The sequence below is a fragment of the Roseovarius maritimus genome, assembly GCF_043355895.2.
Classification (GTDB): domain Bacteria; phylum Pseudomonadota; class Alphaproteobacteria; order Rhodobacterales; family Rhodobacteraceae; genus Roseovarius; species Roseovarius maritimus.
In genome coordinates this window covers 424,566-450,015 of the sequence record NZ_JBHFPF020000001.1, presented here as the reverse complement: position 1 = coordinate 450,015, position 25,450 = coordinate 424,566, and the positions used below count along the sequence as shown (strand labels likewise).

Sequence of the window (25,450 nt, the reverse complement as noted above, 5' to 3'; positions counted from 1 at the left end):
GCGATGAGCCGCTACTCCGTCATCACACTGGAGATCGACGCGTCCATAGCGATCCTGCGGCTCGATCGACCCGAGAAGATGAATGCGCTCAACGCGCAGATGCGGGCCGAGGTGACAGACGCGGTGATAAGCGCCGGAAAATCCGCGCGCGTGCTGGTCATTACCGGCAATGGCCGGGCCTTTTGCGCGGGACAGGACCTGAGCGACGCTGGAAACGCGGCGGCGCTCGACCTTGAGCGTGTACTGCGCGATGAGTACGCCCCCATGCTGCGCGCCATCGCCGAATGCCCGATCCCGACCGTCGCGGCGGTCAACGGCGTGGCCGCCGGTGCCGGCGCAAACCTTGCTTTGGCCGCCGATGTGACGATTGCGACCGACAGTGCCGCCTTCATTCAGGCCTTCACGCGTATCGGATTGATGCCGGATGCTGGCGGCACGTATTGGCTGCCGCGCCAGATGGGATCCGCCAAGGCCATGGGGGCGGCCCTCTTCGCCGAGCCGGTCAGTGCCCGCGATGCTGCCGACTGGGGCATGATCTGGGAGGCGGTCCCGGACATGGAGTTCGATAGCCATTGGCGCGCCCGCGCAGCGCATCTGGCGGCAGGCCCGACCGAAGCCTATCGCCATCTCAAGACCGCCCTGCGCGCAAGCTGGCAAAACGCCCCCGAAGCGCAACTGGATGTCGAGGCGCGACTGCAAGGCGCCTGTGGCCAGACCCGCGATTTCAAGGAAGGCGTCATGGCGTTTCTGGACAAGCGAAAGCCGTCCTTCGAGGGTCGTTGAAGCTCGGCGGGGGGTGGTCGCTCGAAATGCATCCTTCCAGCCGAAGACATATCACGGCGCGTCGTATCACGCTGTCGGCGCCTGGGTGTCTCGGAGGTTACATTTCAGGCGCTTCGCAGGATCATCGAGTCGCTGTTGTCGGAAATCGAAATAGCCCGTTCTGGCCGTCTCCTGCCTTATAGATCTTTCATCAACCGAAGTGCGTCATATATCGCGGCATGGGTGTTGCGGGCGCTGACTGCGTCGCCGATGCGAAATAGCTGAAACGCGCCGGCGGCATTGCGACGAACCGCCTGCGGGCGGCCTTCAGTCAAGGCATCGTAATCAACAGCGCCTGCGTTGGACGACATCGGCTTGAGCTGAAAATACAGCTCATCCATCGGCAGTGTTCCGTAATTGACGACTACCTGATCATAGAGCTGCGTAACCTTGTGATCACTGTAATCGGTGCCGATGGTTGCCCTCAGCTTGTTGCCATCCCTGGCGATATCCATAAGGCGGCGTGCCACGGTAAAGGTCGTGTCCTTGTCCTGAAGGCTTCGCATATAGGGCACCAGGTTCATCCCCATGATATCGGGCGCGAAGGTCCGATCCGGCGTCATCACCTCAACGCGCGCACCTGCGTTGGCGGCTACTTCGGCGGCCATCAGCGCGGGGTGATCGCCGCTTTCGTCATAGATCAGCACATGCTCGGCGGGCTTCACGTCGCCTGCGATCAGATCCCATGCACTGACGGCCAACCCTTGCTCGCGCCCGGTCTCGAATAACTCGAGGTTGGGTAGGCCACCGGTGGCGACGATCACGATGTCAGGCGAAAGTGCGGTGACATCGTCCAATTCAGCAAAGCTGTTGAAGTGAAACGTCACGTCGCGCGCGGCGCATTGCGCCATGCGCCAGTCGATGATGCCGATCATCTCGCGGCGGCGCGAATTCTGCGCGGTCAGTCGAACCTGCCCGCCGGGGTCCGGCTGCGCCTCGAATACGATTACGTCATGGCCGCGCTCGGCCGCGACGCGCGCGGCCTCCAACCCGCCAGGGCCCGCACCGACAACCACAACCTTGCGCCGTGTGTCAGCACGCATGATGCGGTGCGGCATGGTAAGCTCGCGCCCCGTCGCCGGGTTGTGGATGCAAAGCGCCTCGCCCGCCTGGTAGATCCGGTCGAGGCAATAGGTGGCACCGACGCAAGGGCGGATATCCTCCTCGCGCCCCTCGACGATCTTTTGCACGATATGCGGATCGGCCATATGCGCGCGGGTCATGCCCACCATGTCCAGCAGGCCGGCGGAAATAGCATGGCGCGCGGTTGCCACATCGGGAATGCGGGCAGCATGAAAAGTGGGCATGCCGGTTGCCTTCTTCACCGTGCCGGCGAAATCCAGATGTGGCGCGCTTTTCATGCCCTGCACCGGGATCACATCGGTCATTGCCGGGTCGGTATGGATGCGCCCCCGGATGACGTTCAAAAAATCCACCATGCCGCAATCGGCCAGCCGTTTCGAAATCTCGATACCCTCGGTTGGAGTGATGCCGCCTGCCGCCGCTTCGTCCGCAGTATAGCGCAGCCCGACGATGAACTTCTCACCCACCCGGCCCCGGATCGCCTTCAGAACGTCCATCGGGAACTTAAGGCGGCTTTCGAGCGTGGCCGCGTCATAGGGACCGTCCAGATCATTGGTCAGCGGCGACCAGAACTGATCCAGTAGGTGGCCGTAGACCTGAAGTTCGATCCCGTCCATGCCTCCAGCCTGCATCCGCTCGGCGGCGTCGGCGAAATCGGCGGTGATCCGTTCGATATCCCAATCTTCGACCAGCTTGGGAAAGGCGCGATGCGCCGGCTCGCGGTGCTTGGAGGACGAGACCGAGGGCAGCCAGTCGCCCTTGTCCCAGCCTGTACGGCGGCCAAGATGTGTCAGTTGAATCATCACCGCGCAGCCATGCTCATGGCAGGTATCGGTCAGTTGCCGGAGCCACGGCACGACCTCGTCCTTGTACGCGAGGATATTGTTGAAGGCCGGCGGGCTGTCCCGGCTTACCGCCGCTGATCCGGCTGTCATGGCCAGCGCGACGCCAGCTTTGGCGCGCTCGGCGTGATAGGCGGTGTAACGCTCCTTCGGCATCCCGTCCTCGGGGTAAGCCGGTTCGTGCGCAGTGGTCATGATCCGGTTGCGCAGCGTCAGATGCTTGAGTTGGTATGGTTGAAGGAGGGGGTCGCGGCTCATGTTCTCTTCCCTTTTGCTCGGCTTTGGCGCGCGTCCGGATGGTGAATCCGGTCCTTGGGGGTGCCCACCGGCGAGACGTTGCAGATTGGCTGGCAGGTTCGGCCAGAGCGGTTGGGCACACCGGGCAAGATGCGTGCATCGGAACCATAGCTGCCGCCTTCGCGCAGCGCGATAACTTCGTTGATGATGTACTTGGGGGGCACGCGCGGCTTGGCTGATAACGACGGGGTGACGTTCAAAACAAATAGCCAGCCGAGCTGGGCGATGCCTGCCGACACACGGTCGGGTCCATCGCAGGCCCTTGGGAGCGTTATTTCCCGGACCGCAGCCAATCCGGCCTGCAATCGTTTTTCAGAAGGTCGCGTCTGACCGATCCGAACGCTGGCCGAAATTCGATCAGCCCGAAACACGTGACCGGACCCGCCCGCGCGCTTGGTTGCGTGTAAAACTTGCCCCGCCTCCGTCCGAATGACCCTGCGGACCGATTGTGACGCGGGAAGCGGGGCAGAAACCGAGCGGTAACCGGCAAGTCCGTCCTTTGAGAAGGAAGCCGGTTTGCTGACAAAAGTCCGGCTTGAGTCGTGAAAAAGGCGCAGCAATGTTGCCGCGCCCTCTTCTATAGTACTGCCGCTGCTCAGCGGTTTTCGATATCTACGTAATCCCGCAACGTGGCCCCTGCATATAGCTGACGGGGCCGCCCGATTTTCAGCTGCGGATCGGCGATCATCTCTTTCCACTGAGAAATCCAGCCGACGGTGCGCGAGACGGCGAAAATCGCGGTGAACATCGAGGTCGGGAAACCCATCGCCTCGAGAATGATGCCCGAGTAGAAATCGACATTCGGGAACAGCTTCTTATCCGCGAAATAGGGATCGGCCAGCGCCTGTTTTTCGAGCTCTTTCGCGACCTGCAGGGTCGGATTGTCCTCAATCCCCATGAGGTCCAGAACTTCGTCTGCGGATTGCTTCATCACTTTCGCGCGGGGGTCGAAATTCTTGTAGACCCGGTGACCAAAGCCCATCAGGCGGAAAGGATCGTTCTTGTCCTTGGCGCGGTCGATATATTCGGGGATGCGGTCGACGGTGCCGATCTCGCGCAGCATCTCGAGGCAGGCCTGATTGGCGCCGCCATGGGCAGGGCCCCAGAGACAGGCGATGCCAGCGGCGATGCAGGCGAAGGGGTTTGCGCCCGAGGACGAGGCTAGGCGCACGGTCGAGGTGGACGCATTCTGCTCGTGATCCGCGTGCAGCGTAAAGATGCGGTCCATTGCGCGGCTGAGGATCGGGTTGACCTCGTAATCCTCGGACGGAACGGCAAAGCACATGCGCAGGAAGTTAGACGCATAGTCGATATCATTGCGCGGATAAACGAAAGGCTGGCCGATCGTGTACTTGTACGCCATTGCCGCGATAGTCGGCATCTTGGCGATCATTCGGACCGAGGCGACTTCGCGCTGCCACGGGTCGTTGATGTCGGTGCTGTCGTGATAGAATGCGCTCAGCGCGCCGACGACGCCCACCATGATGGCCATTGGCGGCGCATCGCGGCGGAAGCCGCGGAAGAGGAACTGCATCTGCTCGTGCAGCATCGTATGATTCGTCACCCGCGACTCGAAATCCTCAAGCTGCGCTGCCGAGGGCAGCTCGCCATAGAGAAGCAGGTAGCAAACCTCCAGATAGTGCGATTTTTCGGCCAACTGGTCGATCGGGTAGCCACGGTGCAGCAATTCGCCTTTTTCACCATCGATGAAGGTGATCGTGCTGTCGCAGCTGGCGGTCGAGGTAAAGCCAGGGTCATAAGTGAAAACGCCCGCCTGGCTGTAGAGCTTGCGGATGTCGATGACATCAGGGCCGGCGGTGGGCGAGTGAATGGGAAGCTCGTATTCCTTGCCGTCGATGCTCAGCGTGGCGGTTTTCTTGTCGTCGGCCATTAGGCGTTCTCCCTGTTGCGAACCGTGGGCCGTACCCCGGTCCGGGCTGGATAATCTACTGGCCTTACGACGGGATTAATCCGCGTCGCTGCCTGCATCCTCGAGACGGGCGAGCGTTTCGGCCTGCCCCAGAACCAGCATCATGTCATAGACGCTGGGCGTTGCGCTGCGCCCGGCCAGCGCGGCCCTGAGCGGGCCTGCCATCTTGCCAAACTTGATATCGCGCGCCTCTGCAAAATCGTTCATAAACGCCTCGAGGCTCGTCCGGGTCCAATTAGCATTTTGCAGATGCGGCGTCAATTCTCGCAGCATACCACGGGATACCGTATCGAGTTGTGCGGCGGCTTTCTCGTCAATGTCCAAGGGGCGAGACGCCAGAATAAACTGACCCTTTTCAAGGAGTTCTATGTAGGTGCGCGCGCGTTCCTTGAGGTGCGGCATCGCGTCCAGAAACATCGCCGCCTGTTCGGGCGTAAGGCGCGGGCGGCCGGTTACCTGCAAAAATTCCTCGAGTTGATGCAGCAGCGCAGCATTTTCCGTCGCGGCCAGGTGCTGACCGCAGATGTTTTCGAGTTTCTTGAAATCGAACCGCGCCGCGGATTTGCCGATCCCGCCCAGATCGAACCATTCCTGCGCCTCGGCATCAGTGAAGAACTCGGCATCCCCATGGCTCCAGCCGAGCCGGGCGAGGTAATTGCGCATGCCGGACGCGGGATAGCCCATCTGGCGGTATTCGTTCGTACCAAGCGCGCCGTGCCGCTTGCTCAGCTTCTTGCCGTCGGGACCGTGGATCAGCGGGATATGCGCATAGATGGGCAGGGGCCAGCCCATCGCGGTATAGATCATCATCTGGCGGGCCGCATTGTTGAGGTGGTCATCGCCGCGAATGACATGGGTCACGCCCATGTCGTGATCGTCCACCGCCACGGCCAGCATGTAGACGGGCGTCCCGTCCGAGCGCAGCAGCACCATGTCATCCAGCTGGTCGTTGCGGATGGTCACGCGGCCCTGCACGGCATCCTCGATTACAGTCGCCCCCTCCAGCGGCGCCTTGATGCGAATGACGTAGGGCAGATCCGGATGCGTCTCGGGCGCGGCATCGCGCCACGGGCTGCGAAAGAGGGTCGAGCGGCCCTCCTCCTTGGCATTGTCACGGAAAGCCTGGATTTCCTCTTGGGTCGCAAAGCATTTATAGGCCTGCCCCGCCTCCAGCATCTGGTGCGCGACCTCGGCGTGGCGGCTGGCGCGCTCGAACTGGCTGATCACCTCGCCGTCATGGTCGAGGCCCATCCACGCCATCCCGTCCAGAATGGCCTGCGTCGCCTCGGGGGTCGAGCGGGCGCGGTCGGTATCCTCGATCCGCAGCAGGAACTGGCCGCCGCGACCACGCGCGAAGAGCCAGTTGAACAGCGCCGTGCGCGCCCCGCCGATATGCAGATAGCCGGTGGGCGAGGGGGCGAAACGGGTCACGACCTTTTGGGACACCAGATTGGACATGGGGCGCATTAACCTTTCGGTAACGATGTCGGGGATAGGTTCGGCGTCTGTCTACCTATGAGCGGGAAGGGAAACAAGTGGCGGCGCTCTGGCAGTATTCCGCGGGCGTGCTGCTGTTGCAGCGGGGGCATCTGATCGGCTGGGCGCCTGTTTGCCTCGGCACGGGGATAGGTCTCTATTTCACCCTCCCGGCCGAGCCGGGCTGGCCCGCCTATGCGGCGCTTGCCGGGCTGATCGCGCTCTTGCTCGGGCTGTCGCGCAAGATGGGGCAGGCGACCTCGCCGCTGGCGATTGGCGCCGCGCTGATCATCGCGGGAGCGCTCCTGGCAGGCGCGCGGGCGCATCAGGTTGCCGGACCGGTTCTTGGCTGGCGCTATTACGGACCGATCGAGGGGCGCGTTGTGGGCATCGACCGCTCGGCCTCGGACGCGGTGCGCGTGACGCTGGACCGGGTGCGACTTTCAGGCGTGGCGCCGGGCCGCACGCCCGAGCGCGTGCGTCTGTCGCTGCATTCCAAGATTGCTGGCGCCGCGCCGCAGCCCGGTCTTTATATGGGTGCGACGGGGCATCTGTCGCCGCCCTCCGGCCCGGTCGAGCCGGGCGGCTTCGATTTCCAGCGCCACGCGTGGTTCCAGGGGCTGGGAGCGGTGGGTTACACCCGTGTGCCCTTGGTTGCCCTGGCCCCGCCCGAGGGCGGGCAGTGGATGTTCCGCATCCGTATGGGCCTGTCTGCCCGGGTCCAGGCGGCCCTGCCGGGCGAGACGGGGGCCTTTGCGGCCGCCATCATGACAGGTGATCGGTCCGGCATGGGGCAGGACACGCTGACGGCGCTGCGCGTATCGAATCTCGCGCATCTTCTGGCGATTTCGGGTTTGCATATGGGCCTGCTTACCGCGTTTGTCTTTGGCGCGCTCCGCTATGGTCTGGCCCTGGTGCCATGGATTGCCCTGCGCGCACCGGTCAAGCCGGTCGCCGCCGCGCTCGCCCTCGTCGTCGCAGCCTTCTACCTCGGCCTTTCGGGCGGCAGCATCGCGACCGAGCGGGCCTTCATCATGGTTGCCGTCATGCTGGTTGCCGTCATGCTCAGCCGCCGCGCACTCAGCCTGCGGGCCGTGGCGCTGGCTGCGCTCATCGTGCTGGTCCTGCGGCCCGAAGCGTTGATGGGCCCCGGCTTCCAGATGAGCTTTGCCGCCACGACCGCGCTGATCGCCGTCTTTGGCTGGCTGCAGCATGACAGCGTCCCGCGCGGGCCGAAATTGCTGCGCCCGGTGGTAGCCGTCGTGATTTCATCCGGTGTAGCCGGGCTGGCGACCGCCCCGATTTCCGCCGCGCATTTCAACCAGATCGCGCATTACGGCCTGATCGCCAACCTCGCCTCGGTTCCGCTGATGGGCGCTCTGGTTATGCCGGCGGCCGTTCTGTCGGTGTGCCTCTTGCCCTTCGGACTGGAAGGCATGGGCTTATGGGTCATGGGGCTGGGGCTGGACTGGATCCTCGGTGTCGCGCATTGGATCGCGGAGCAGGATGGCGCTCGCGGCATGGTGCCCAGCCCGGGGGCATGGGTGCTTCCGATTCTGGCGCTGGGGGCACTGATGCTTATCCTCTGGCAGGGGCGGCTGCGCTTCGTCGGCGCCCTTCCGATGATCGTCGCTTTCGCGTTGTGGGCGGAAGCAGACCGCCCGTATATCCTGATCTCCGACACCGGAGGCCTGGTAGGAATCATGACGCCGTCGGGCCGTGCGCTCAGCGCGGCAAAGGGGGACGGGTTCGCGGCACAGAACTGGCTGGAGAATGATGGGGATCCGGCGACGCAGGAAGAGGCGGCAGCAAGATGGCCTCAGGACTTTGTTCCGGCAGGCTGGCCCGCCATTCGCGCCTTTCGCGGTAAGCGGGCGCTGGAAGGGCTGACTGGCTGCACCGAGCCCGGGCTGATCGTCATGAACTCTGTTGCGCCCCCGGATTGGACCGAGATCAAGGCGTGCAAAACTCTTGATGCGACGGCTCTGCGGGACACCGGGGCAATGGCATTGCAGGGCAAGGAACTGCACGCCACCACCGCCCGGCAAATCTCGGGCGAGCGGCTTTGGAATGCGCGGCACAAGAGGCGCGCCGCGCGGATGACTCAGTAGGTGCGGATGAGCCCGACCAGACGACCCTGCACCTTGACCTTGTCATCGGAGAGAATGCGCGTTTCATAGGCCGGGTTGGCCGCCTCCAGCGCAATCGCGCCGCCACGCCGGAAAAACCGTTTCAGCGTCGCCTCCTGATCCTCGACAAGGGCCACCACGATATCGCCATTATCGGCGGTCGAGGTCTCGCGGATGACGACCACATCGCCGTCATTGATACCCGCGTCGATCATGGAATCGCCCTTGACCTCCAGCGCATAATGCTCGCCGGCGCCCGCGATCATCGCGCCCGGTACGGCGACATTGTGCGACGCGTGCTGAATGGCCTCGATCGGGACACCGGCGGCGATCCGCCCCATCAAGGGCACTTCCAGCGCATCGATCGTGACCGGGCGGGCATTGGCGGGGGGTGGGTCGTCGGGCATGTCGCCGTCGATCACGCGTGCGGCAAAGCCATGGCTCGATGTGCCGCCCAGCGATTCCGGCAGCTTGACGATTTCAAGCGCGCGCGCACGGTGGGCAAGACGGCGGATGAAACCGCGTTCCTCAAGGGCCGTGATCAGGCGGTGAATTCCGGATTTGGACCGCAGGTCCAATGCATCCTTCATCTCGTCGAAACTGGGCGGCACGCCATCGCGCTGAACCCGTTTGTTGATGTATTCCAGCAAATCCAGCTGCTTCTTGGTCAGCATAGCATCCGTCCCTCCGCCGATTTATCCTAGTTTGTTCTATACATGTTCCCGTTTTGTGTCAAGCCGTTTGGGCACGGGTCAGATCGGCATGACGGAAACAAGGCTGCCCTTGGCCGCGGGCGGGGCATGAACGGGCCTGACGATAAGCACGTTGGCGCGCGAGAGAACGCTGAGAAGGGCACTGTCCTGGGATGCGGCAGGCGCCACGATGCCTCGGTCAAGATGCCCGCGCATGTAATGCGCGCGAGGCCCGTTTTGCGGAAGGTCCGCGCCGAGTTCGGCGGTGATGCAAGGCGCGCCTGTCTCGCCGAGTCCAATCATTGCGCGCAGCATCGGCAGGATGAAAACATGACCGCAAACCATTGCGGACACGGGATTTCCGGGCAGTCCGACCATGACGGAACCGTTGATACGTCCGGCCATGAGCGGCTTGCCCGGTCGCATGGCGATCTTGTAGAAGGACCGCTGCAGCCCAAGCCCGGCGGCAACCGCGCCGACAAGGTCATGATCGCCTACGGATGCCCCGCCGACCGTGATGATCAAGTCGGCCCCATATGCCAGACCAAAGGCCGTCTCAAGGGATGCGGAATTGTCCCTCGCGATGGGCAAAACGCGGGCGATGCCGCCGTTTTCCTCGATCAGGGCAGCCAGTCCGAAGGTGTTGGAAGCAATGATCTGGTCGGAATTTGGCGTTTCGCCCGGCATGACCAACTCGTCCCCCGTGGCGATGATGGCAACGCTGGGTCTGCGCGCCACAGGAATGTCAGGGACGTTCATCGCCGCCAAAAGAGCGATGTCGTGTGGGCGCAATCTACGGGGAGCCTCCATCGTCTCGCCAGCCGCGAAATCCGCGGCTGCGGGGCGGACATGCAGCGCAGGATCAAGACTTTCGCCGAGCGTGATTTGGGATGAAGAAAACTCGACATCCTCTTGAATGATAACGCGATCAGCGCCATTGGGTAACGGCGCGCCGGTAAAGATTCTTACTGCTTGATTGGGGGCCAGAACGCCGGACCAGCGATGGCCGGCGGCCGCCTCGCCGACCACGGTCAAGGAGGCGCCGGGGCGGGCATCTGCGGCGCGGACCGCATAGCCATCCATCGCGGACGCAGCGAAGGGCGGCTGGTCACGCGAGGAGCTGACCGGCTTCGCCAGCACGCGGCCGCAAGCGGCCTGCAGGGGCACTGTCTCAATACCGCTGAAACGGCTCAAGGCAAAGAGGTGAGCGAGGGCTTCGTCAACGCTGATCATGCTGGGAAGCCAGTGCGCTGGAAATCCAAATACATTTATTCCGCCTCGTAACGACCGGATTTTCCACCATCTTTCAGAAGAACACGCAGTCCGCCGATTTCCATGGCCCGGTCGACCGCCTTGGCCATGTCATAGACGGTTAGCGCGGCCACGCTCGCGGCGGTGAGCGCCTCCATCTCAACGCCGGTTTGACCGGTGGTCTTGACCGTGGCCTCAATCCGCAGCCCCGGCAAATCAGGGTCGAGGATCAGATCGACGCTGGCCTTCGCGATGGGCAACGGATGACAAAGCGGGATCAGGTCGGGCGTTCGCTTGGCCCCCATGATCCCGGCAAGGCGCGCGACGGCCATGACGTCGCCCTTCTTGGCGCGGCCTTCGGAAATGATATCAAAGGTTTCTCGCGCCATCTTGATGTGGCAGGCTGCGGTCGCGACACGAGCGGTCACGGGCTTGCCGGACACGTCGACCATATGCGCGTCGCCCTGCGCGTCGAAATGTGTCAGGCCCGTCATTTACAGGCCTCCGGGGGTCAGGGGATTGGCAAGCAACTGCCGCGTCGCGCTGGCCACATCGTCCGCGCGCATCAATGTCTCGCCGATAAGGAAACAGCGCGCCCCGTAGCGTGCGATATCCGCAAGGTCCTCGCGCGTCTCCAGGCCGCTTTCGCAGATGATGATACGGTCCTCGGGCACGTAGCGGGCGAGGGTGCGTGAGGTGTCGAGAGACGTCTCGAACGTGTTCAGATCGCGGTTGTTGATGCCAATGAGCTGAGATTTCAGTGCCTCGGCGCGGTTGAGTTCTTCGGCATTGTGCACCTCGATAATCGCGTCCATGCCCCAAGTTTCGGCAGCCTGTTCCAGCGCGGCGGCCTCGGCGTCGGTGACGCTGGCCATGATGATCAGGATGCAATCCGCGCCCAGGCTGCGCGCTTCGGCGACCTGATAGGGATCATACATGAAATCCTTGCGCAGCACGGGCAATTCGCAGGCGGCGCGGGCCTGCGTCAGAAATTCCTTGGCGCCCTGAAAGCTGGGCGTGTCGGTGAGGACCGACAGGCAAGTCGCGCCGCCCTCTGCATAGGCCTGTGCCAGCGCGGCGGGATCGAAATCAGCGCGGATGACGCCCTTTGAGGGGCTGGCCTTCTTGATCTCGGCGATCAGGCCATAGCCTCCGATGGACGCCTGAAGCAACGCCTCCTTGAAGGGCCGCACTTCGGGCGCGGATTGGGCACGCTCGGCCATCGCTTCGGGTGAGACCTCGGCCTTGGTCGCCGCGATCTCGTCCAGCTTGTAGGCTTTGATCTTTTCGAGGATTGTGGGCGTGCTCATGTCGTCTCCGATGTGATTTTAGCAAGCGTTTCTAGGCATTTGAGGGCCGCCCCGCTATCGATGCTGGCTGCGGCCTGCTCGGCACCCTCGGGAAGGGATGCGGCGTGACCGGCCACCACCAGCGCCGCGGCGGAGTTCAGCAGCACCGCGTCGCGATAGGCGCCGGGCGCCCCGTTCAGCAGCGCACGGAAAGCGGCGCCGTTTTCCTGCGGAGTGCCGCCCAGTATGTCCTCAAACGGGTGCAGCGGCAGGCCGGCCTCTTCCGGGTGCAACTCGAATTCGGTGATGGTGCCATCCTCATTGAGGGCGGCAACCCAGCTATGCCCGCTGATGGCCAGCTCGTCCGTGCCGTCACTGCCATGCACCAGCCACGCGCGGGTGGAGCCCAGCTGTCCCAGCGTTTCGGCCATGGGGCGGATCAGGTCGCGCCGATAGGCGCCGGTCAGTTGAAACTTGACGCCTGCGGGGTTGGTCAGGGGCCCGAGGATGTTGAAGATCGTGCGCGTGCCAAGCTCGGCCCGCACCGGCCCGACATGCGCCATCGCGGGGTGGTGCATCGGCGCCATCATAAAGGCGATGCCCGCGTCTTTAAGCGCCCTTTCAACAACTTCCGGGCCGATCATCACGTTGACGCCCATTTGTCCCAGCGCATCCGCCGCGCCGGATTTCGAGCTGAGATTGCGGTTGCCATGTTTGGCCACGCAAACGCCGGCGCCCGCTACGACAAAGGCCGCCGCGGTCGAGATGTTGAGCGTGCCCTTTCCGTCGCCCCCAGTGCCGACGATATCCATCGCCCCCTCGGGCGCGCGCACCTTGTTGCACTTGGCGCGCATGACGGCGGCGGCAGCGGCGTATTCATCCACCGTCTCGCCGCGGGTGCGTAGCGCCATGAGGAAGCCGCCGATCTGGCTGGGTGTCGCTTCGCCGTCGAAGAGGATACCAAAGGCCTGCTCGGCCTGCATGCGCGTAAGAGGGCCGTTCGCGGCGGCGTCGATCAGGGGCTTGATCGCGTCGCTCATGCGGGCACCTTGGCCGGTTGCTGCATCATGTCGAGGAAGTTTTTCAGCAGGGCATGGCCATGCTGCGAGGCGATGGATTCGGGATGAAACTGCACGCCCTCGATTGGCAATTCGCGGTGCCGGAGCCCCATGATGGTGCCGTCCTCCAGATGCGCGGTGATCTCTAGGCAGTCGGGCAGGCTCGCACGTTCGACCACGAGGCTGTGATAGCGCGTCGCCTCGAAGGGCGAGGGAAGCCCGGCAAAGACGCCTTTGCCCTCGTGATGCATCAGACCCATCTTGCCATGCACTATTTCGCTATGCCGCACGACGCGCCCGCCAAAGGCCTGTCCGATGGTCTGGTGTCCAAGGCACACGCCCAGAAGGGGAATACGCGCTCGCGCCGCCGCCAGCGTCAGGTCTAGGCAGATCCCCGCCTGATCCGGATCGCAGGGGCCGGGAGACAGCAGGATGCCCGACGGTTTCATGGCCAGTGCGGCCTCCACGTCCAGCGCGTCGTTGCGGCGCACGATCACCTCGGCGCCCAGCTCTCCGACGTAGTGCACCAGATTGTAGGTGAAACTGTCGTAATTATCGATGAGCAGCAGCATGTCAGCAGGTCCGTGTTGGATTTGCCCCATCGCCATCGGTCCCTTGGATTTGGGGTGGAGGCCGGGGGGGCGGTCGCGGTATACATGTTCAGGCTTGGCCCCGAGGGTCAAGGGGGCCGAAGGCGGGAAACGCCGCGGCAGACGGGCAGTTGCAGGAGGGCCAAGGCATGGCGAGCGGATTTTTGTCGGGGCTGGTGGCCGGTGCGGCCGTATCGGGGTTTGCCTTGGGCACGCTTTCGGTTGTCGCCGGGGGCGGGCAGGACGCAGCGCCCGGCGCGGCCACGATCGAGGTGCCGGCCGGGTCGGAATTCAACCAGTCGCTGGTCGATGGGCCTGCGCAGATGCCGGATGCGGACGGCGCGCCAGCCATCGCCTCGGACGCGCCCAAGGTCGACACGGCAGCGCCCGATGATCTGAGTGCGATGGGGGCCGAGAATACCCAGCCCTCGCAGCGCCCGGAGACAGGCGGAATCGACGCCGACCTCAGCGCCCCGCAAGTGCCCAGCGACGGCAGCGGTATCATCGCCAGTCTGCCGGACGAGGCGGCGGATGCCGGTGCGGAAGAAAGTGTGGTTCCAGAAACCACCGCCGAGACCGCGCCCGATGTCACAAGCGATATCGCCACCGCACCAGCGCCGGGCGCCGAAGACCCGGCCATTTCCGCCGATCCAGCCCAGCCCAGCATGCCCGAGGTCGAGGCGAGTGCAGGCCTGACGCCTTCGGACGCCGGCTCTCAGGATGCGCCCGAGATGGACAACGATCCACTTCAAGACGCGCCGGATTCCTCGCCGGAGCCGTCAATTGATGCGCCGGATGCATCCGACGAGGATGCCATGCCATCCGGCACGATCGGAGATATCGCGGAGGATATCGAGACGAACCGCCTTCCGTCCGTGGGCCCCGAACCTGTCGAGCTGGAGATCGAAGAGGTGCCGGAGGATCCGCGCGCGATCGCAAGAAACGCCGCGCCCTTCGACAATCCCGAAGGCAAGCCGCTGATGGCCATCGTATTGATCGACAACGGCAGCAGCCCCATCGGGCTTGAGGCGCTGGATGCCTTTCCCTATCCGCTCAGCTTTGCCGTGGATGCGATGCGGCCTGACGCTGCCGAGGCGATGGCGCGCTACCGCGATGCGGGCTTCGAGGTGCTTGCCATGGCGGATCTGCCCGAAAGCGCCGATGCGCGCGATGCCGAAGCCGTCATGCAGACCGTCTTTGCCGCCGTACCCGAGGCTGTCGGCGTACTGGAAGGCTCGGGCACCGGCCTGCAGATCAGCCGCGATGCCAGCGAGCAACTGGTACCGATCCTTCTCGAGTCCGGGCATGGCCTCGTTCTCTTTGCGAAGGGTCTTCAGACCGCGCCAAAGCTGATCGCGCGCGAGGGCGTACCCGTCGGCACGATTTTCAGGGATTTCGACAGCAATGATCAAAGCGCGACCGTCATTCGCCGCTTCCTCGATCAGGCGGCGTTCAAGGCGGGGCGCGACGAAGAGGGCGTGATCATGCTGGGCCGCCTGCGCGCCGATACGATTAGCGCGCTGCTGCTCTGGGGGCTGCAGGACCGCGCCAGTCGGGTGGCGCTCGCTCCGATTTCCGCGGTGCTTCTGGCTGAGGATTAAGCTTCGCGCCAACAACCGGGGGCAATGCCGTCCAGTGTCCACTCGCCAATGCGCCAGCGCACCAGCCGCAGCGTGGGAAATCCGACATGCGCTGTCATGCGCCGCACCTGCCGATTACGCCCCTCGGTGATGGTCAGCTCAATCCAGCTGTCCGGGACAGATTTGCGATACCGCACCGGCGGCACGCGCGGCCAGAGGGCGGGCGGGTCGATCCGGCGGACCTCGGCGGGCCGCGTCAGGCCGTCCTTGAGTGCGACCCCCTTGGCCAGCGCGGCCAGCGCGACGTCGTCCGGCACGCCCTCGACCTGAGCCAGATAGGTCTTGGGCTGCTTGAACTTCGGATCGGCAATGCGCGCCTGCAGCTTGCCGTCACTGGTCAGGATCAGCAGCCCCTCGCTATCGCGGTCCAGTCGCCCGGCGGGATAGACGCCCGGCACGTCCACATAGGCGGCCAGCGTCGAATGCCCGCTGCCCTCATCGGTGAATTGCGACAGGACGCCATGCGGCTTGTTGAGAAGGATGAGGCGACTCATAGATAGCTTTCAGGCAGTGCGTGGGTGGGGGGCAATGCGTCAATCGAAGACCGTGCCTTTGCGTCTGTTCTGGCTCTGTCGCGCCGTGCTTGGTCAGCTCAATTCACGCTGTCTCAATTCCCGCCAATATCGCCGCACCTGCCGGAACGACCGAAAATCATCTGCATAGATTTCCTTCAAACGCTGAGTCAACTCGGGCGTCAGAATATCGGATTTCCGAATGGGCTTTGGGGATTTATTGCGCGCGCCAACTGCGTGGGACGCCTTTTCGATGTCGGGGACCAGATCCTTTAGGAAATGCACCAACTGCCACCGGAAACCTTCGAGCGTCAGGACGTGAAAATTCGATTTGAAAACCTGTGTCAGTTGGTGCGTTTGCGGGACGAGGTGCCAATTGGGTTTCGTCCTGGTCTCACCGGCAATGTTGGACGCAGCCCATTGCGCCAGTTTCAAACAGTTTTCCGTATGACCGGCTGCAGATAAATTCTTGTCTTCGCGCAGATCATGGGCGGCGAAAAACTCCCGAGACATTCCGGGGCGGCGGGGCCCGCCACCGTGATAAACCTTGTCAAAATAGACGGACAGAAAGCGATGTATGGGATTGCGCATGATGATCAGGTTGTGCGCGTTTCTTTCGATTTCCTCCAGCGAGGTCTGCGAGGCGCGTTCCAGCTGATCATCCCAATCATGTCTGCCGGTCTCAGGGTCAATCAGGCGCTCGTTATCCAGGTAGTAGAGCAGACTCTTGAAAAACGTTCCGCCATTTTTGGGGATATGATGCCAGTAAAGCGGATAGCGTCTGGTCGTGTAAAGCCATTCGGGTTTCACCCGCTTGGTTTCGACACGCGGATGCGACGCCAGATGCTTGATCATTTGAATTTGCATCGGCTTCCCTGCTCTCGACCTGAGGTCCGCGTGGGCTCAATCAAGACGCGGCGCAACCTCCCGCATTACCCGTTGGAGGATCCCCCGAACCGGGCCGCATCCGCAGCTGCCCGCCTGATGGCGTTGGATTTGTGTACTGTCTCCATATACTCGGCCTCGGGGTCGCTGTCATAGACCACGCCGCCGCCCGCCTGGATATAGAGCTTGGCATCCTTGACCACGGCCGTCCGCAGGGCGATGCAGATATCCATGTCGCCGCCCGCGCTGAAATAGCCCACCCCGCCGCCATAGACGCCGCGCTTTTCCGGCTCCAGCTCGTCGATGATCTCCATCGCACGCACCTTGGGGGCGCCTGATACCGTGCCAGCGGGCAGGCCCGCCAGAAGGGCACTGAGCGCGTCCTGATCATCCGACAACTCACCCACGACGTTCGAGACGATGTGCATGACGTGGCTGTAGCGCTCGATGATGAATTCCTCGGTCGGGTGCACGGTGCCCACCTTGCAGACGCGGCCCGTGTCGTTGCGCCCCAGATCCAGCAGCATCAGATGCTCTGCCAGTTCCTTGGTATCGGCCATCAGGTCGGCCTCATTCTCGCGGTCCTCTTCGGGAGTCGCGCCGCGGGGCCGGGTGCCTGCGATGGGGCGGATCGTGACCTCATTGCCAAAGACGCGGACCAGAATCTCGGGGCTGGCGCCGATCATCTGAAACCCTCCGAAATTGAAGTAGAACATGAAGGGCGAGGGGTTCGTGCGGCGCAGGCTGCGGTAGAGCGCGAAGGGCGGCTGCGCGAAAGGCTGCGTCCAGCGCTGACTGGGCACCACCTGAAAGATATCGCCCGCCTTGATGTATTCCTTGGCCTGCTCCACGGCGGCCTTGTAGCCTTCGCGGGTGAAGTTCGACACCGCCTCGCCATCTTCGGCGGCTTGGCCGAGGCCGCGGCTTTGGGGCAGGGCGCGGTCCAGATCGCGCACGGCGTCCATCACGCGCTCGGCGGCGCGGGCATGGGCGGCGCGGGCGCTGGTGCCCGGCTCATGCCATGCGGGTGCCACGACGATCACCTCGCCCTTGACCCCGTCCAGCACGGCGATGACCGAGGGGCGCAGCATCAGCGCGTCGGGCAGGCCGAGCGGGTCGGGGTTCACATTGGGCAAATGCTCGACCAGGCGGATCATGTCATAGCCCAGATAGCCGAAAAGCCCCGCACTGGCGGCGGGCAGATCGTCGGGCAGATCGATGCGACTCTCGGCGATGAGGCTGCGCAGATTGGCCAACGGATCGCCGTCCTGCGCTTCCCAAGCCTCGGGATCGAAGCGGGCCTGCCGGTTGATCCGACTGGACTTGCCGTGGCACTGCCAGACAAGGTCCGGCTTCATTCCGATGATCGAATAGCGCCCGCGCACCTCGCCGCCGGTGACCGATTCCAGCATGAAAGCGTCAGTGGCGGTGCCTGCCAGCTTCATCATCAGCGAGACGGGTGTGTCGAGATCGGCAGCGAGACGCGTATAGACCAACTGGCTCTTGCCGGCCTCATATTCTGCGGCAAAGGCATCATAGGATGGGGTCAGTTCCACGGCAGCGCGTCCTTATTGAAAGTTGGCGTGAACGGCGGCGATGGCCTGCTGGTCCAGCGTGATCCCGGCGCGCGACCGGATATCATCGGCAAGCGCCTGGTAGAGATCCTGCGCGATGTCGCCTGCCGCCGAATCCTGCAGGCTGCTGCGGATGCGGTCCAGCTCATCGCCCTCGCTCTCGGGGACGGCGGCCTTGTCGAGGCGGATGATGAACAGGCGGTCGTCGCCATTGACCATGGTCACGTCGCCCTCGTCCATCGCAAAGATCGCGGGGATGGTGCCCGAAGGGGTGCCAGCCTGAAAGCCCTGGCGCGTGATACCCTTGCCGGTGCGGGGCGTCAGACCGACATCCTCGAAGGACGCGCCGCTTTCCAGCTCGGCGATCAACTCGTCCGCCTGTGCGCGCAGCGCCTCGATCAGCGCGTCACGTGCCCAAGCCGCGGCGACCTGCTGCTGCACCTCTTCCAGCGGCTGAACCGTGGGCTCGACCACCTCGTCAAGGCGCATGGCAAAGATCCCGCCGTCGCCGAGGTTCAGGACTTCGGGGAAATCGCCCACTTGCAGGTCGGCGGCGGCGTCGCGGAAGGCGGCGTAGCCTGCGATGCCCTCGCTCATGCCGGGGCGCCAGTCAATCGTGCCGGTTTCCATCTGCGTCTCGTCGCCGAGGTTCTCGATGGTCGCACCACCTGCCAGCAGATCGTTCGTGCCCTCGATCGAGGCGTCGATAACGCGCGCGGCGCGGTCATTGGCCAAGGCGCCGCGCAGCTCGGGTTCGGCCTCCTCAAAACTGGTGATCTGCTCTTGCAGCACCGCGTTGATGCGGAAGAGCGCGGGGCCGAGGCTCGTCTCGACCGGGCCGACCACGTCGCCCGATGCGGCGCCGAAGACAGGCTCGCCCGCGGCGCCCAACTCGGTCCGGTCCACGTCGCCCATATCGACATCCTGCAAGGTCAAACCGCGCGCCTCGACCAGATCGTCGAATGTGGCCTCGCCCGCGTCCAGCTCTGCACGAGCTGCCTCGGCGGCCTCGGCGTCGGGATAGACCAGACGCTCGACCAGGCGGCGTTCGGGTTGGTTGAACTCGGCTGCGCGGGCTTCATACGCTTCGCGCAGGGCGGCCTCATCCACTTCGACCTCGTCGATGATCATCTCGGGGGTGAGCCAGGCATAGGTGATGCGCTGCGTCTCGGGGATGGTGAACTGGGGGATGTTGGCCTGATAGTAGGTTTCCAGATTCGCGTCTGTGGGCACCGGCAGGCCGCTGTTCAGATCGCCGCGCCCGAGCGCGGTGAAGGTCACGTCACGCTCTTCGGCGATATAGTCCAGCAGGCTGTCCGTATAGGCGGCGGGCGTGCTGACGCCCGCGATGACGGCGCCCTGCACCAGCGTGCTGGCAGTCTCGGCGCGCACATCCTCTTCGAACTGCGCCTCGCTGAGGCCCGCGCGTTCCAGCGCAAAGCGATAGCCTTCGCGGTCGAACTGCCCGTCAACGCCCTGGAACCCGGGGATATCCATGATCTGGCGGCCCAGCGTGGCGTCGCCCACGGAGATGCCCATCCGCGCCGCCTCATCCTCGATCGCGGCCTGGCTGACGAGGCGCGAAAGGACGCGCTGTGGCAGGCCGCGTGCCTCGGCCTCGGCGAAGGGCAGGGGGGCGCCCGTCTCGGCCACCGCAGCGTTCACCTCGGACCGCAGGGCGCGAGCATATTCGTCGATCGTGATCTCGGTGTCGCCCACCGTGCCGATGCGGGTGATGCCGCCACCCAGATTGGTTACGCCAAAGCCGCCGAGGCCAAGGATCAGAAGGCCCATCAGGACCCACATCGCGGATTTGGAAATGCTTTTGGATCGCATGTTTTTGGCGCCTTCGTCGGAAATGGGGTGCGGTCTCGCGTTGGGGATTGTCTATGCGCTCGGGGTCCGAGGGGCAAGGGGCCAGCCCCGATCCTGAAGGGCGCCAAGCGCGGCGAGCCGGCCGAACAGCGTCTCGATCCCGGCGCGGTCCACATTGGCGAAAGCGATGCGGAAATGTCGCGCGCCGGAACTGTCTTCGGCGGGCGCGAACATCGTGCCGGGCAGGGTCAGCACGCCCGCATCGCGGACAAGGCGCGGGGCCAGCGCGTCCGACCCCTCGGCAAAGGGATGCGCGAGATAGGCGAAATACGCGCCGACGCCCTTCAACTCCCAGCCTTGCGCGGCCAGTTTCGGCATCTGCTCCGTGATGGCGGCGCGGCGGTCCAGAATCTCGGCCCGCTCACCGGCCAGCCATTGCGCAAGGTTCTGCATCCCCCAGAGCGCGCCGATCTGGCCCAGCTGGTTGGGGCAGATGGCGACGCAATCGAGGAACTTCTCGGCCTCGGCCAGCCGCGCGGGCGAGGCGGTCATCGCGCCGACGCGGTGCCCAGTCAGGCGGTAGGCCTTGGAAAAGGAGTAAAGCTGGATCAGCGTCTGGTCCCAGTCGGGATCGGTGAAAAGGTCGTGCGGCGCGCCGGCGCGCGCGTCGAAATCGCGGTAGGTCTCATCGACCATCAGGGCGATGCCGCGCGATTTGGCCAGCTCGTAGAAGGCGCGCACGAGGTCCGCCGGATACTCCACACCGCCCGGATTGTTGGGCGTGACCAGCACAATGGCGCGGGTGCGCGGCGTGATGAGGGCAGCGGCCTCTTCGGGATCGGGCAGAAGGCCCGCGCGCGCCGGCAGCGGCAAGATACGCACGCCGTTCATGTCGCACCACATTTTATGGTTGAAATACCATGGGGTTGGAAGGATGACTTCATCCCCCTCATCGCAGAGCGTGGCCAAGGCGGCGCAGAACGCCTGGTTGCAGCCCGAGGTGATGGCGACATTCCCCGCCCCGATGGCGCCGCCATAGGCGGCGGTCCATTGCGATGCCACCTCGGCGCGCAGATCGTCGCGGCCCAGAACGGCGCCATAAAGATGCGCATCGGTCTGCGTCATCGACGCCTCGGCCATCGCGCGGCGCAGTCCCTCGGGCGGCACCTCGACAGGGGCGGCCTGGCTTACGTTGATCAGCGGGCGGTCGGGCGGGAACTGGACTCCGTCCAGCCAGCGGCGGGCCTCCATCACGGGCGGGGCGAAACTATGCGTAGTGCGGCTCATATGCTGGTCTTTCTTATTTGCCGCGATAAGGCTGGACATATTGCAGGGCGAGATCCCAGGGGAAGAAGATCCAGGTATCCTGGCTGACTTCTGTGACGAAGGTCTGGACGCGCTCCTTGGCCATCGGCTTGGCATAGACGGTGGCGATATGCGCCTTGGGCATATGCGCGCGCACCACGTCGAGCGTCCGTCCGGTATCCACCAGATCGTCGATCACGAGGATGCCGGTGCCGTCGCCGACGATGTCCATATCCGGGGATTTCAGGATCTGCGCCGCGCCTTGGGACTGGTGGTCGTAGCTCTTGACGCTGATCGTATCGACGGTGCGGATATCCAACTCGCGCGCGACGATCATCGCGGGGGCCATGCCGCCGCGCGTGATGGCCACGATCGCGCGCCATGCGCCGTCATCCGGCCCCTTGCCATCAAGCCGCCACGCCAGCGCGCGCGCGTCGCGGTGCAACTGGTCCCAGCTGACATGGAATCCTTTTTCGTGGGGCAGGGGTTCTTGCATGGAGGCTCCAATGACTCAGATTGCGATGCGTGCGGCCATGGCGCCCAAAAGAAGTGCGGCGCACCGATCGAATTTGGATTTGAGGCGGATATACCCTGCTCGCATGGGCGCAGTGGTCAGGATCATCGTCGCCATTGCATACCAGGCAAGCTCCAGCGCTAGATGATTGGCCAGGATCAGCGCCGAAGTGCTCCAAGCCAGATCCGCAGGCAGAATCGTGGAGAAGATCGAGCCGATGAAGAATACCAGCTTGGGGTTCGCCAGATTGGTGATCAGGCCCAGCCGAAAGCCTTGAGCGATGCCGGGCAGAGCGGTCTCGACGGGGCGGTCGGCGCCGCGCCAGAGACCGATCGCCAGCCAGATCAGATAGGCGGCGCCGGCCAGTTTCAGCGCTGTATACGCCGCAGGCACGGCCGCGAAGATCGCGCTGAGGCCCAAGAGCGCCACCCCGGACCAGATGACGGCCGAGAGCGACAGACCAAGCCCCGTCATCAAGCCCGCGCGCCGCCCACCGACGAAGGACGAGCGGATCATCGCGATGAACGCAGGTCCGGGACTGGCAAGCGCGCCGAGTATGGCCGCATTGAACAGAAGGAGCGTCGCCGCGTCCATCATTGCCCTCAGGTGTTGTCGATATCGGGCGCGTCGACGGCCTTCATGCCGACCACGTGATAGCCCGCATCGACATGGAGGTTCTCGCCCGTCGTGCCGCTCCCGAGATCGCTGAGAAGGTAAAGCGCGGCCTTGCCCACATCGTCGATGGTCACGTTGCGGCGGAGCGGCGAGTTCAACTCGTTCCACTTGAGAATATAGCGGAAATCGCCGATTCCGGATGCGGCCAGCGTCTTGATCGGACCCGCCGAGATGGCGTTGACGCGGATACCGTCCTTGCCCAGATCCTCGGCAAGGTATTTCACCGATGCCTCCAGTGCGGCCTTGGCGATGCCCATCACGTTGTAATGGGGCATGACCTGCTCGGCGCCGTAATAGGTGAGGGTCAGCATCGAGCCGCCCTCTTTCATCAGCTTTTCCGCGCGCTTGGCAACGGCGGTGAAGCTGTAGCAGCTGACATCCATCGTATCGAGGAAGTTTTGGCGGCTTGTGTCGATATAGCGCCCGCGCAGTTCGTTCTTGTCGGAAAAGCCGATGGCGTGGACCAGAAAGTCGATCTTGCCCCAGACACGTTCGATCTCGGCGAAGGCGGCGTCGATCGAAGCGGGGTCCGACACGTTGCAGTCGATCATCACATCGGAGCCTAGCGATTTTGCCAGCGGCTCGACCCGCTTTTTGAACGCGTCGCCCATGTAAGTGAAGGCCAGTTCGGCGCCCGCATCGGCACAGGCTTGGGCGATGCCCCAGGCGATGGATTTGTCGTTGGCAAGGCCCATGATAACGCCGCGCTTGCCCGCCATAAGATTGTTTGACATATCCCGCTTCCCGACCCGATTAGATGCTTTTGCTGACCTTTAGGCGATTGCCCGGGGTGCATCAAGGGCTGCCTTCCGCAAAGGGTGGCGTGGTCACTCTGGAAATGGTGTGCGCCTTGCGTCATATCTTAGCGTGATGGAAATCGAGGGGACGGTTGAAATGACAGACAGAACTGGCAAATTCGCAGGCGACGATCCCTTTCAGATCGCGCGCCGCTGGCTGGAGGAGGCTGAGGGCACCGAGCCGAACGATCCCAACGCCATCGCGCTGGCCACCGTCGATGCGCAGGGTATGCCCAACATGCGCATGGTCCTGCTCAAGGAAATCGCGGATGACGGCTTCGTTTTCTACACCAATTACGAGAGCGCCAAGGGGCAGGAACTGGCCTCTGGCGGCAAAGCCGGTTTCGTCATGCATTGGAAGACGCTGCGCCGCCAGATCCGGGTGCGCGGGCCCGTCGCGCGGCAGGACGGCCCCGAGGCAGATGCCTACTACGCGTCGCGGTCGCTCAAGAGCCGGCTGGGGGCCTGGGCTTCAAAGCAGTCGCGCCCCCTTTCGAGCCGGGGGGCGCTGATGGCGGAGGTCGCCAAGGTTTCAGCGCGCCACGGGCTGAACCCTCCGCGCCCACCGTTCTGGGGCGGATTCAAGATCACTCCGGTCGAGATCGAGTTCTGGGCAGACGGCGATTACAGGCTTCACGATCGTTTTGTCTGGCGCCGGGGGGGGGCGGATGAGGCGTGGAGTGTGACGCGGCTGAATCCATGATTTCAAAGCTTACGTTACGTTATCTCGCCGACGTCAAGGGTAAAGTGGCAAGATTACGCCGGAATTTACACGCATAAAGCGAGCTGTTGCCGACACAGTCCTCTAAAAAGTGATTTTTGAGTCCCTTAGGCATGGACGCTTAGACCCGGTGACTCTATATGTAAGCGTGTCAGGGGGCGCTCTATGGATGTGTCTCCTTGCAGCTGAAAGGAGTGGAGTGCGTGGGCATGTTTGACGTGACGCAAGGCAGGATGGCCACTATCGTCGGATCGGACGATGCGGACTTGAGGCGTGTGCGTGGCCGCGTCAAATGGTTCGACCCCGTGCGCGGCTTTGGGTTTGTCCTTGACGATCAAGGTGGCGCAGACATCCTTTTGCATGCGAATGTGCTGCGCAATTTCGGCCAGAGTTCGGTGGCGGATGCCGCCATCGTCGAGTTGGACGTCCAAAGCACTGAACGCGGTGTGCAGGCGACTGCCGTCCATGAGATCGTGCCGCCCGATGCCGGTAACCTTCCCGGGCTCGCCGATTTCGACGAGATCGATCCCGAGACGCTGCGCGATGCGCCCTTGGTGCCCGCGCGGGTCAAGTGGTTCGACAAGGCCAAGGGATTTGGTTTTGCCAATACCTTTGGCGAGGACGGTGACGTCTTCGTGCATATGGAAGTTCTCCGGCGCTCGGGCCTTGCGGATTTGCAGCCGGGCGAGGCGCTGGCCATCCGGGTCATCAACGGCAAGAGGGGCCGAATGGCCGCAGAGGTCAGCGGCTGGGAGAGCGCCGTCAAATGAAGCAACTCGCGGTTGCCTGTTGGCTGGCGCTTGTCGGCACGGCGGCCTTGGCCGAAGAGTGCCGCCCCGACGTGGTTCAGCTTCGCGGCGACTGGGGGCAGGCACGGTTCGCCATCGAGCTGGCTGATGACGAGGCCGAGCGGGCACAGGGCCTGATGCACCGCGAAAGCCTCCCGCAATCGGGAGGCATGCTTTTTGTCTATCCCGAAACCCGCACCGTCGGCTTCTGGATGAAGAATACGCTGATCCCGCTGGACATGATTTTCGTCGACGCGACTGGCACCGTGGCACGGGTGCATTCCAACGCGGTGCCGGGCGACCTTACCCCGATCATGGGGGGCGCCGATATCAAGGCCGTGCTCGAGATCAATGGTGGACTGGCCGAGCGCCTTGGTATCGCGCCGGGTACCCAGATGCGCCATCCGTCTTTTGTCGAAGATCGCGCCGCTTGGAAATGCTGACACCTTGCGGTCAAACGTTCGCATTTGGGCTTTTCTTCCTATCCGATTCTGCGTAAGCCTCCTGCATGGTCCGGGGTGTGGCGCAGTCTGGTAGCGCACCTGTTTTGGGTACAGGGGGTCGTAGGTTCGAATCCTGCCTCCCCGACCATTCTTCCTCTCAACATATGAAATCGCGCAAATGCGCCGCATCCGGTGGACCCGTGCCCGTCCTACGCGGTTCCTGCGCGGGATTGAGCCCTTGCCTGTGGCGCGGATGCACCGGGTCGCCCAGAGGCGGAAAAGTTTTTTTCGCCCCCGGCGCGCGCCAAATCCTGCACCGCCT

The 25,450-nt window shown here is 63.7% G+C and carries 24 protein-coding genes and 1 tRNA gene; 7 read left to right on the top strand and 18 right to left on the bottom strand.

The genetic code is table 11. The features are described from left to right. The first annotated feature begins 3 nt into the window (after positions 1–3). Positions 4–783 carry an enoyl-CoA hydratase-related protein gene (locus tag ACEWPM_RS02145; RefSeq protein WP_393960829.1) on the top strand — a complete coding sequence of 260 codons (780 nt, stop codon included), beginning with the start codon at positions 4–6 and terminating at the stop codon, positions 781–783. Positions 784–959: 176 nt separating this feature from the next. Here ACEWPM_RS02145 and ACEWPM_RS02140 read toward each other — a convergent pair whose 3' ends face one another. The 4 genes from ACEWPM_RS02140 to gltX form a co-directional block, all read right to left on the bottom strand. Beyond that, positions 960–3,005 carry an oxidoreductase gene (locus ACEWPM_RS02140; RefSeq protein WP_393960828.1) on the bottom strand — a complete coding sequence of 682 codons (2,046 nt, stop codon included), beginning with the start codon at positions 3,003–3,005 and terminating at the stop codon, positions 960–962. Beyond that, complete coding sequence (locus ACEWPM_RS02135) at positions 3,002–3,283, bottom strand: hypothetical protein (protein WP_393960827.1); 282 nt, start codon at positions 3,281–3,283, stop codon at positions 3,002–3,004. The genes ACEWPM_RS02140 and ACEWPM_RS02135 overlap by 4 nt, the downstream gene beginning before the upstream one ends. 356 nt (positions 3,284–3,639) lie before the next feature. Continuing rightward, complete coding sequence (gene gltA / locus ACEWPM_RS02130; RefSeq protein ID WP_393960826.1) at positions 3,640–4,935, bottom strand: citrate synthase; 1,296 nt, start codon at positions 4,933–4,935, stop codon at positions 3,640–3,642. Between the two features lie 75 nt (positions 4,936–5,010). Then, positions 5,011–6,420: a glutamate--tRNA ligase gene (gltX, locus tag ACEWPM_RS02125; protein ID WP_393961000.1), complete on the bottom strand. Its 1,410-nt coding sequence runs from the start codon at positions 6,418–6,420 to the stop codon at positions 5,011–5,013. 89 nt (positions 6,421–6,509) lie between these two features. Here gltX and ACEWPM_RS02120 point away from each other — a divergent pair, with 89 nt between their 5' ends. Next, complete coding sequence (locus ACEWPM_RS02120) at positions 6,510–8,561, top strand: ComEC/Rec2 family competence protein (RefSeq protein ID WP_393960825.1); 2,052 nt, start codon at positions 6,510–6,512, stop codon at positions 8,559–8,561. Here the strand turns inward: ACEWPM_RS02120 and lexA are convergent. The 6 genes from lexA to ACEWPM_RS02090 form a co-directional block, all read right to left on the bottom strand. After that, entirely contained in the window at positions 8,555–9,253 is a 699-nt protein-coding gene (gene lexA / locus ACEWPM_RS02115) for a transcriptional repressor LexA (RefSeq protein WP_393960824.1), read from the bottom strand. The genes ACEWPM_RS02120 and lexA overlap by 7 nt on opposite strands. 78 nt (positions 9,254–9,331) lie before the next feature. Then, entirely contained in the window at positions 9,332–10,504 is a 1,173-nt protein-coding gene (locus ACEWPM_RS02110; RefSeq protein ID WP_393960823.1) for a molybdopterin molybdotransferase MoeA, read from the bottom strand. A 35-nt stretch (positions 10,505–10,539) separates the two neighbouring features. Further along, positions 10,540–11,016 carry a cyclic pyranopterin monophosphate synthase MoaC gene (gene moaC, locus ACEWPM_RS02105; RefSeq protein WP_393960822.1) on the bottom strand — a complete coding sequence of 159 codons (477 nt, stop codon included), beginning with the start codon at positions 11,014–11,016 and terminating at the stop codon, positions 10,540–10,542. Then, on the bottom strand, positions 11,017–11,832 hold the full coding sequence (gene trpC, locus ACEWPM_RS02100) for an indole-3-glycerol phosphate synthase TrpC (RefSeq protein WP_393960821.1): 816 nt from the start codon (positions 11,830–11,832) through the stop codon (positions 11,017–11,019). After that, entirely contained in the window at positions 11,829–12,851 is a 1,023-nt protein-coding gene (trpD, locus tag ACEWPM_RS02095) for an anthranilate phosphoribosyltransferase (protein ID WP_393960820.1), read from the bottom strand. The genes trpC and trpD overlap by 4 nt, the downstream gene beginning before the upstream one ends. Next, a complete protein-coding gene (locus tag ACEWPM_RS02090; protein ID WP_393960819.1) occupies positions 12,848–13,441 on the bottom strand; it encodes an anthranilate synthase component II in 594 nt (197 codons plus the stop codon). The genes trpD and ACEWPM_RS02090 overlap by 4 nt, the downstream gene beginning before the upstream one ends. 167 nt (positions 13,442–13,608) lie before the next feature. On the opposite strand from ACEWPM_RS02090, the gene ACEWPM_RS02085 reads away from it, so the two are divergent. Beyond that, complete coding sequence (locus tag ACEWPM_RS02085) at positions 13,609–15,060, top strand: divergent polysaccharide deacteylase family protein (protein ID WP_393960818.1); 1,452 nt, start codon at positions 13,609–13,611, stop codon at positions 15,058–15,060. On the opposite strand, the gene ACEWPM_RS02080 is transcribed toward ACEWPM_RS02085, so the two are convergent. The 8 genes from ACEWPM_RS02080 to fabI all read right to left on the bottom strand — a co-directional run bounded on the left by ACEWPM_RS02080 (position 15,057) and on the right by fabI (position 23,113). Continuing rightward, complete coding sequence (locus ACEWPM_RS02080; protein WP_393960817.1) at positions 15,057–15,593, bottom strand: rRNA large subunit pseudouridine synthase E; 537 nt, start codon at positions 15,591–15,593, stop codon at positions 15,057–15,059. The genes ACEWPM_RS02085 and ACEWPM_RS02080 overlap by 4 nt on opposite strands. Before the next feature lie 93 nt (positions 15,594–15,686). After that, complete coding sequence (locus ACEWPM_RS02075; RefSeq protein WP_393960816.1) at positions 15,687–16,466, bottom strand: sulfotransferase family 2 domain-containing protein; 780 nt, start codon at positions 16,464–16,466, stop codon at positions 15,687–15,689. Positions 16,467–16,543: 77 nt separating this feature from the next. Next, positions 16,544–18,052 (bottom strand): anthranilate synthase component I, encoded by a 1,509-nt coding sequence (gene trpE, locus ACEWPM_RS02070; protein WP_393960815.1) that lies wholly within the window; start codon positions 18,050–18,052, stop codon positions 16,544–16,546. A gap of 12 nt (positions 18,053–18,064) precedes the next feature. Then, complete coding sequence (locus tag ACEWPM_RS02065; protein WP_393960814.1) at positions 18,065–19,906, bottom strand: peptidyl-prolyl cis-trans isomerase; 1,842 nt, start codon at positions 19,904–19,906, stop codon at positions 18,065–18,067. 51 nt (positions 19,907–19,957) lie between these two features. Continuing rightward, positions 19,958–21,172: an aminotransferase gene (locus ACEWPM_RS02060; protein WP_393960813.1), complete on the bottom strand. Its 1,215-nt coding sequence runs from the start codon at positions 21,170–21,172 to the stop codon at positions 19,958–19,960. 13 nt (positions 21,173–21,185) lie between these two features. Then, positions 21,186–21,686, bottom strand: coding sequence for a xanthine phosphoribosyltransferase (gene gpt, locus ACEWPM_RS02055; RefSeq protein WP_393960812.1), 501 nt, complete (start codon positions 21,684–21,686; stop codon positions 21,186–21,188). A gap of 15 nt (positions 21,687–21,701) precedes the next feature. Beyond that, positions 21,702–22,298: a LysE family translocator gene (locus ACEWPM_RS02050; protein ID WP_420767991.1), complete on the bottom strand. Its 597-nt coding sequence runs from the start codon at positions 22,296–22,298 to the stop codon at positions 21,702–21,704. An 8-nt stretch (positions 22,299–22,306) separates the two neighbouring features. Next, entirely contained in the window at positions 22,307–23,113 is an 807-nt protein-coding gene (gene fabI, locus ACEWPM_RS02045) for an enoyl-ACP reductase FabI (RefSeq protein ID WP_393960810.1), read from the bottom strand. Positions 23,114–23,273: 160 nt separating this feature from the next. Between fabI and pdxH the strand changes: the two genes are divergently transcribed. The 4 genes from pdxH to ACEWPM_RS02025 all read left to right on the top strand — a co-directional run bounded on the left by pdxH (position 23,274) and on the right by ACEWPM_RS02025 (position 25,276). Then, the gene (gene pdxH / locus ACEWPM_RS02040; RefSeq protein WP_393960809.1) at positions 23,274–23,879 is read left to right on the top strand and encodes a pyridoxamine 5'-phosphate oxidase; all 606 of its coding nucleotides are present in this window, start codon (positions 23,274–23,276) and stop codon (positions 23,877–23,879) included. 251 nt (positions 23,880–24,130) lie between these two features. Continuing rightward, complete coding sequence (locus ACEWPM_RS02035; protein ID WP_393960998.1) at positions 24,131–24,667, top strand: cold-shock protein; 537 nt, start codon at positions 24,131–24,133, stop codon at positions 24,665–24,667. After that, positions 24,664–25,128, top strand: a complete 465-nt coding sequence (locus ACEWPM_RS02030; protein ID WP_393960808.1) for a DUF192 domain-containing protein — start codon at positions 24,664–24,666, stop codon at positions 25,126–25,128. Before ACEWPM_RS02035 ends, ACEWPM_RS02030 begins: the two co-directional genes overlap by 4 nt. A gap of 71 nt (positions 25,129–25,199) precedes the next feature. Next, positions 25,200–25,276 (top strand) — tRNA-Pro (locus ACEWPM_RS02025). The last annotated feature ends 174 nt before the right edge of the window (positions 25,277–25,450 follow it).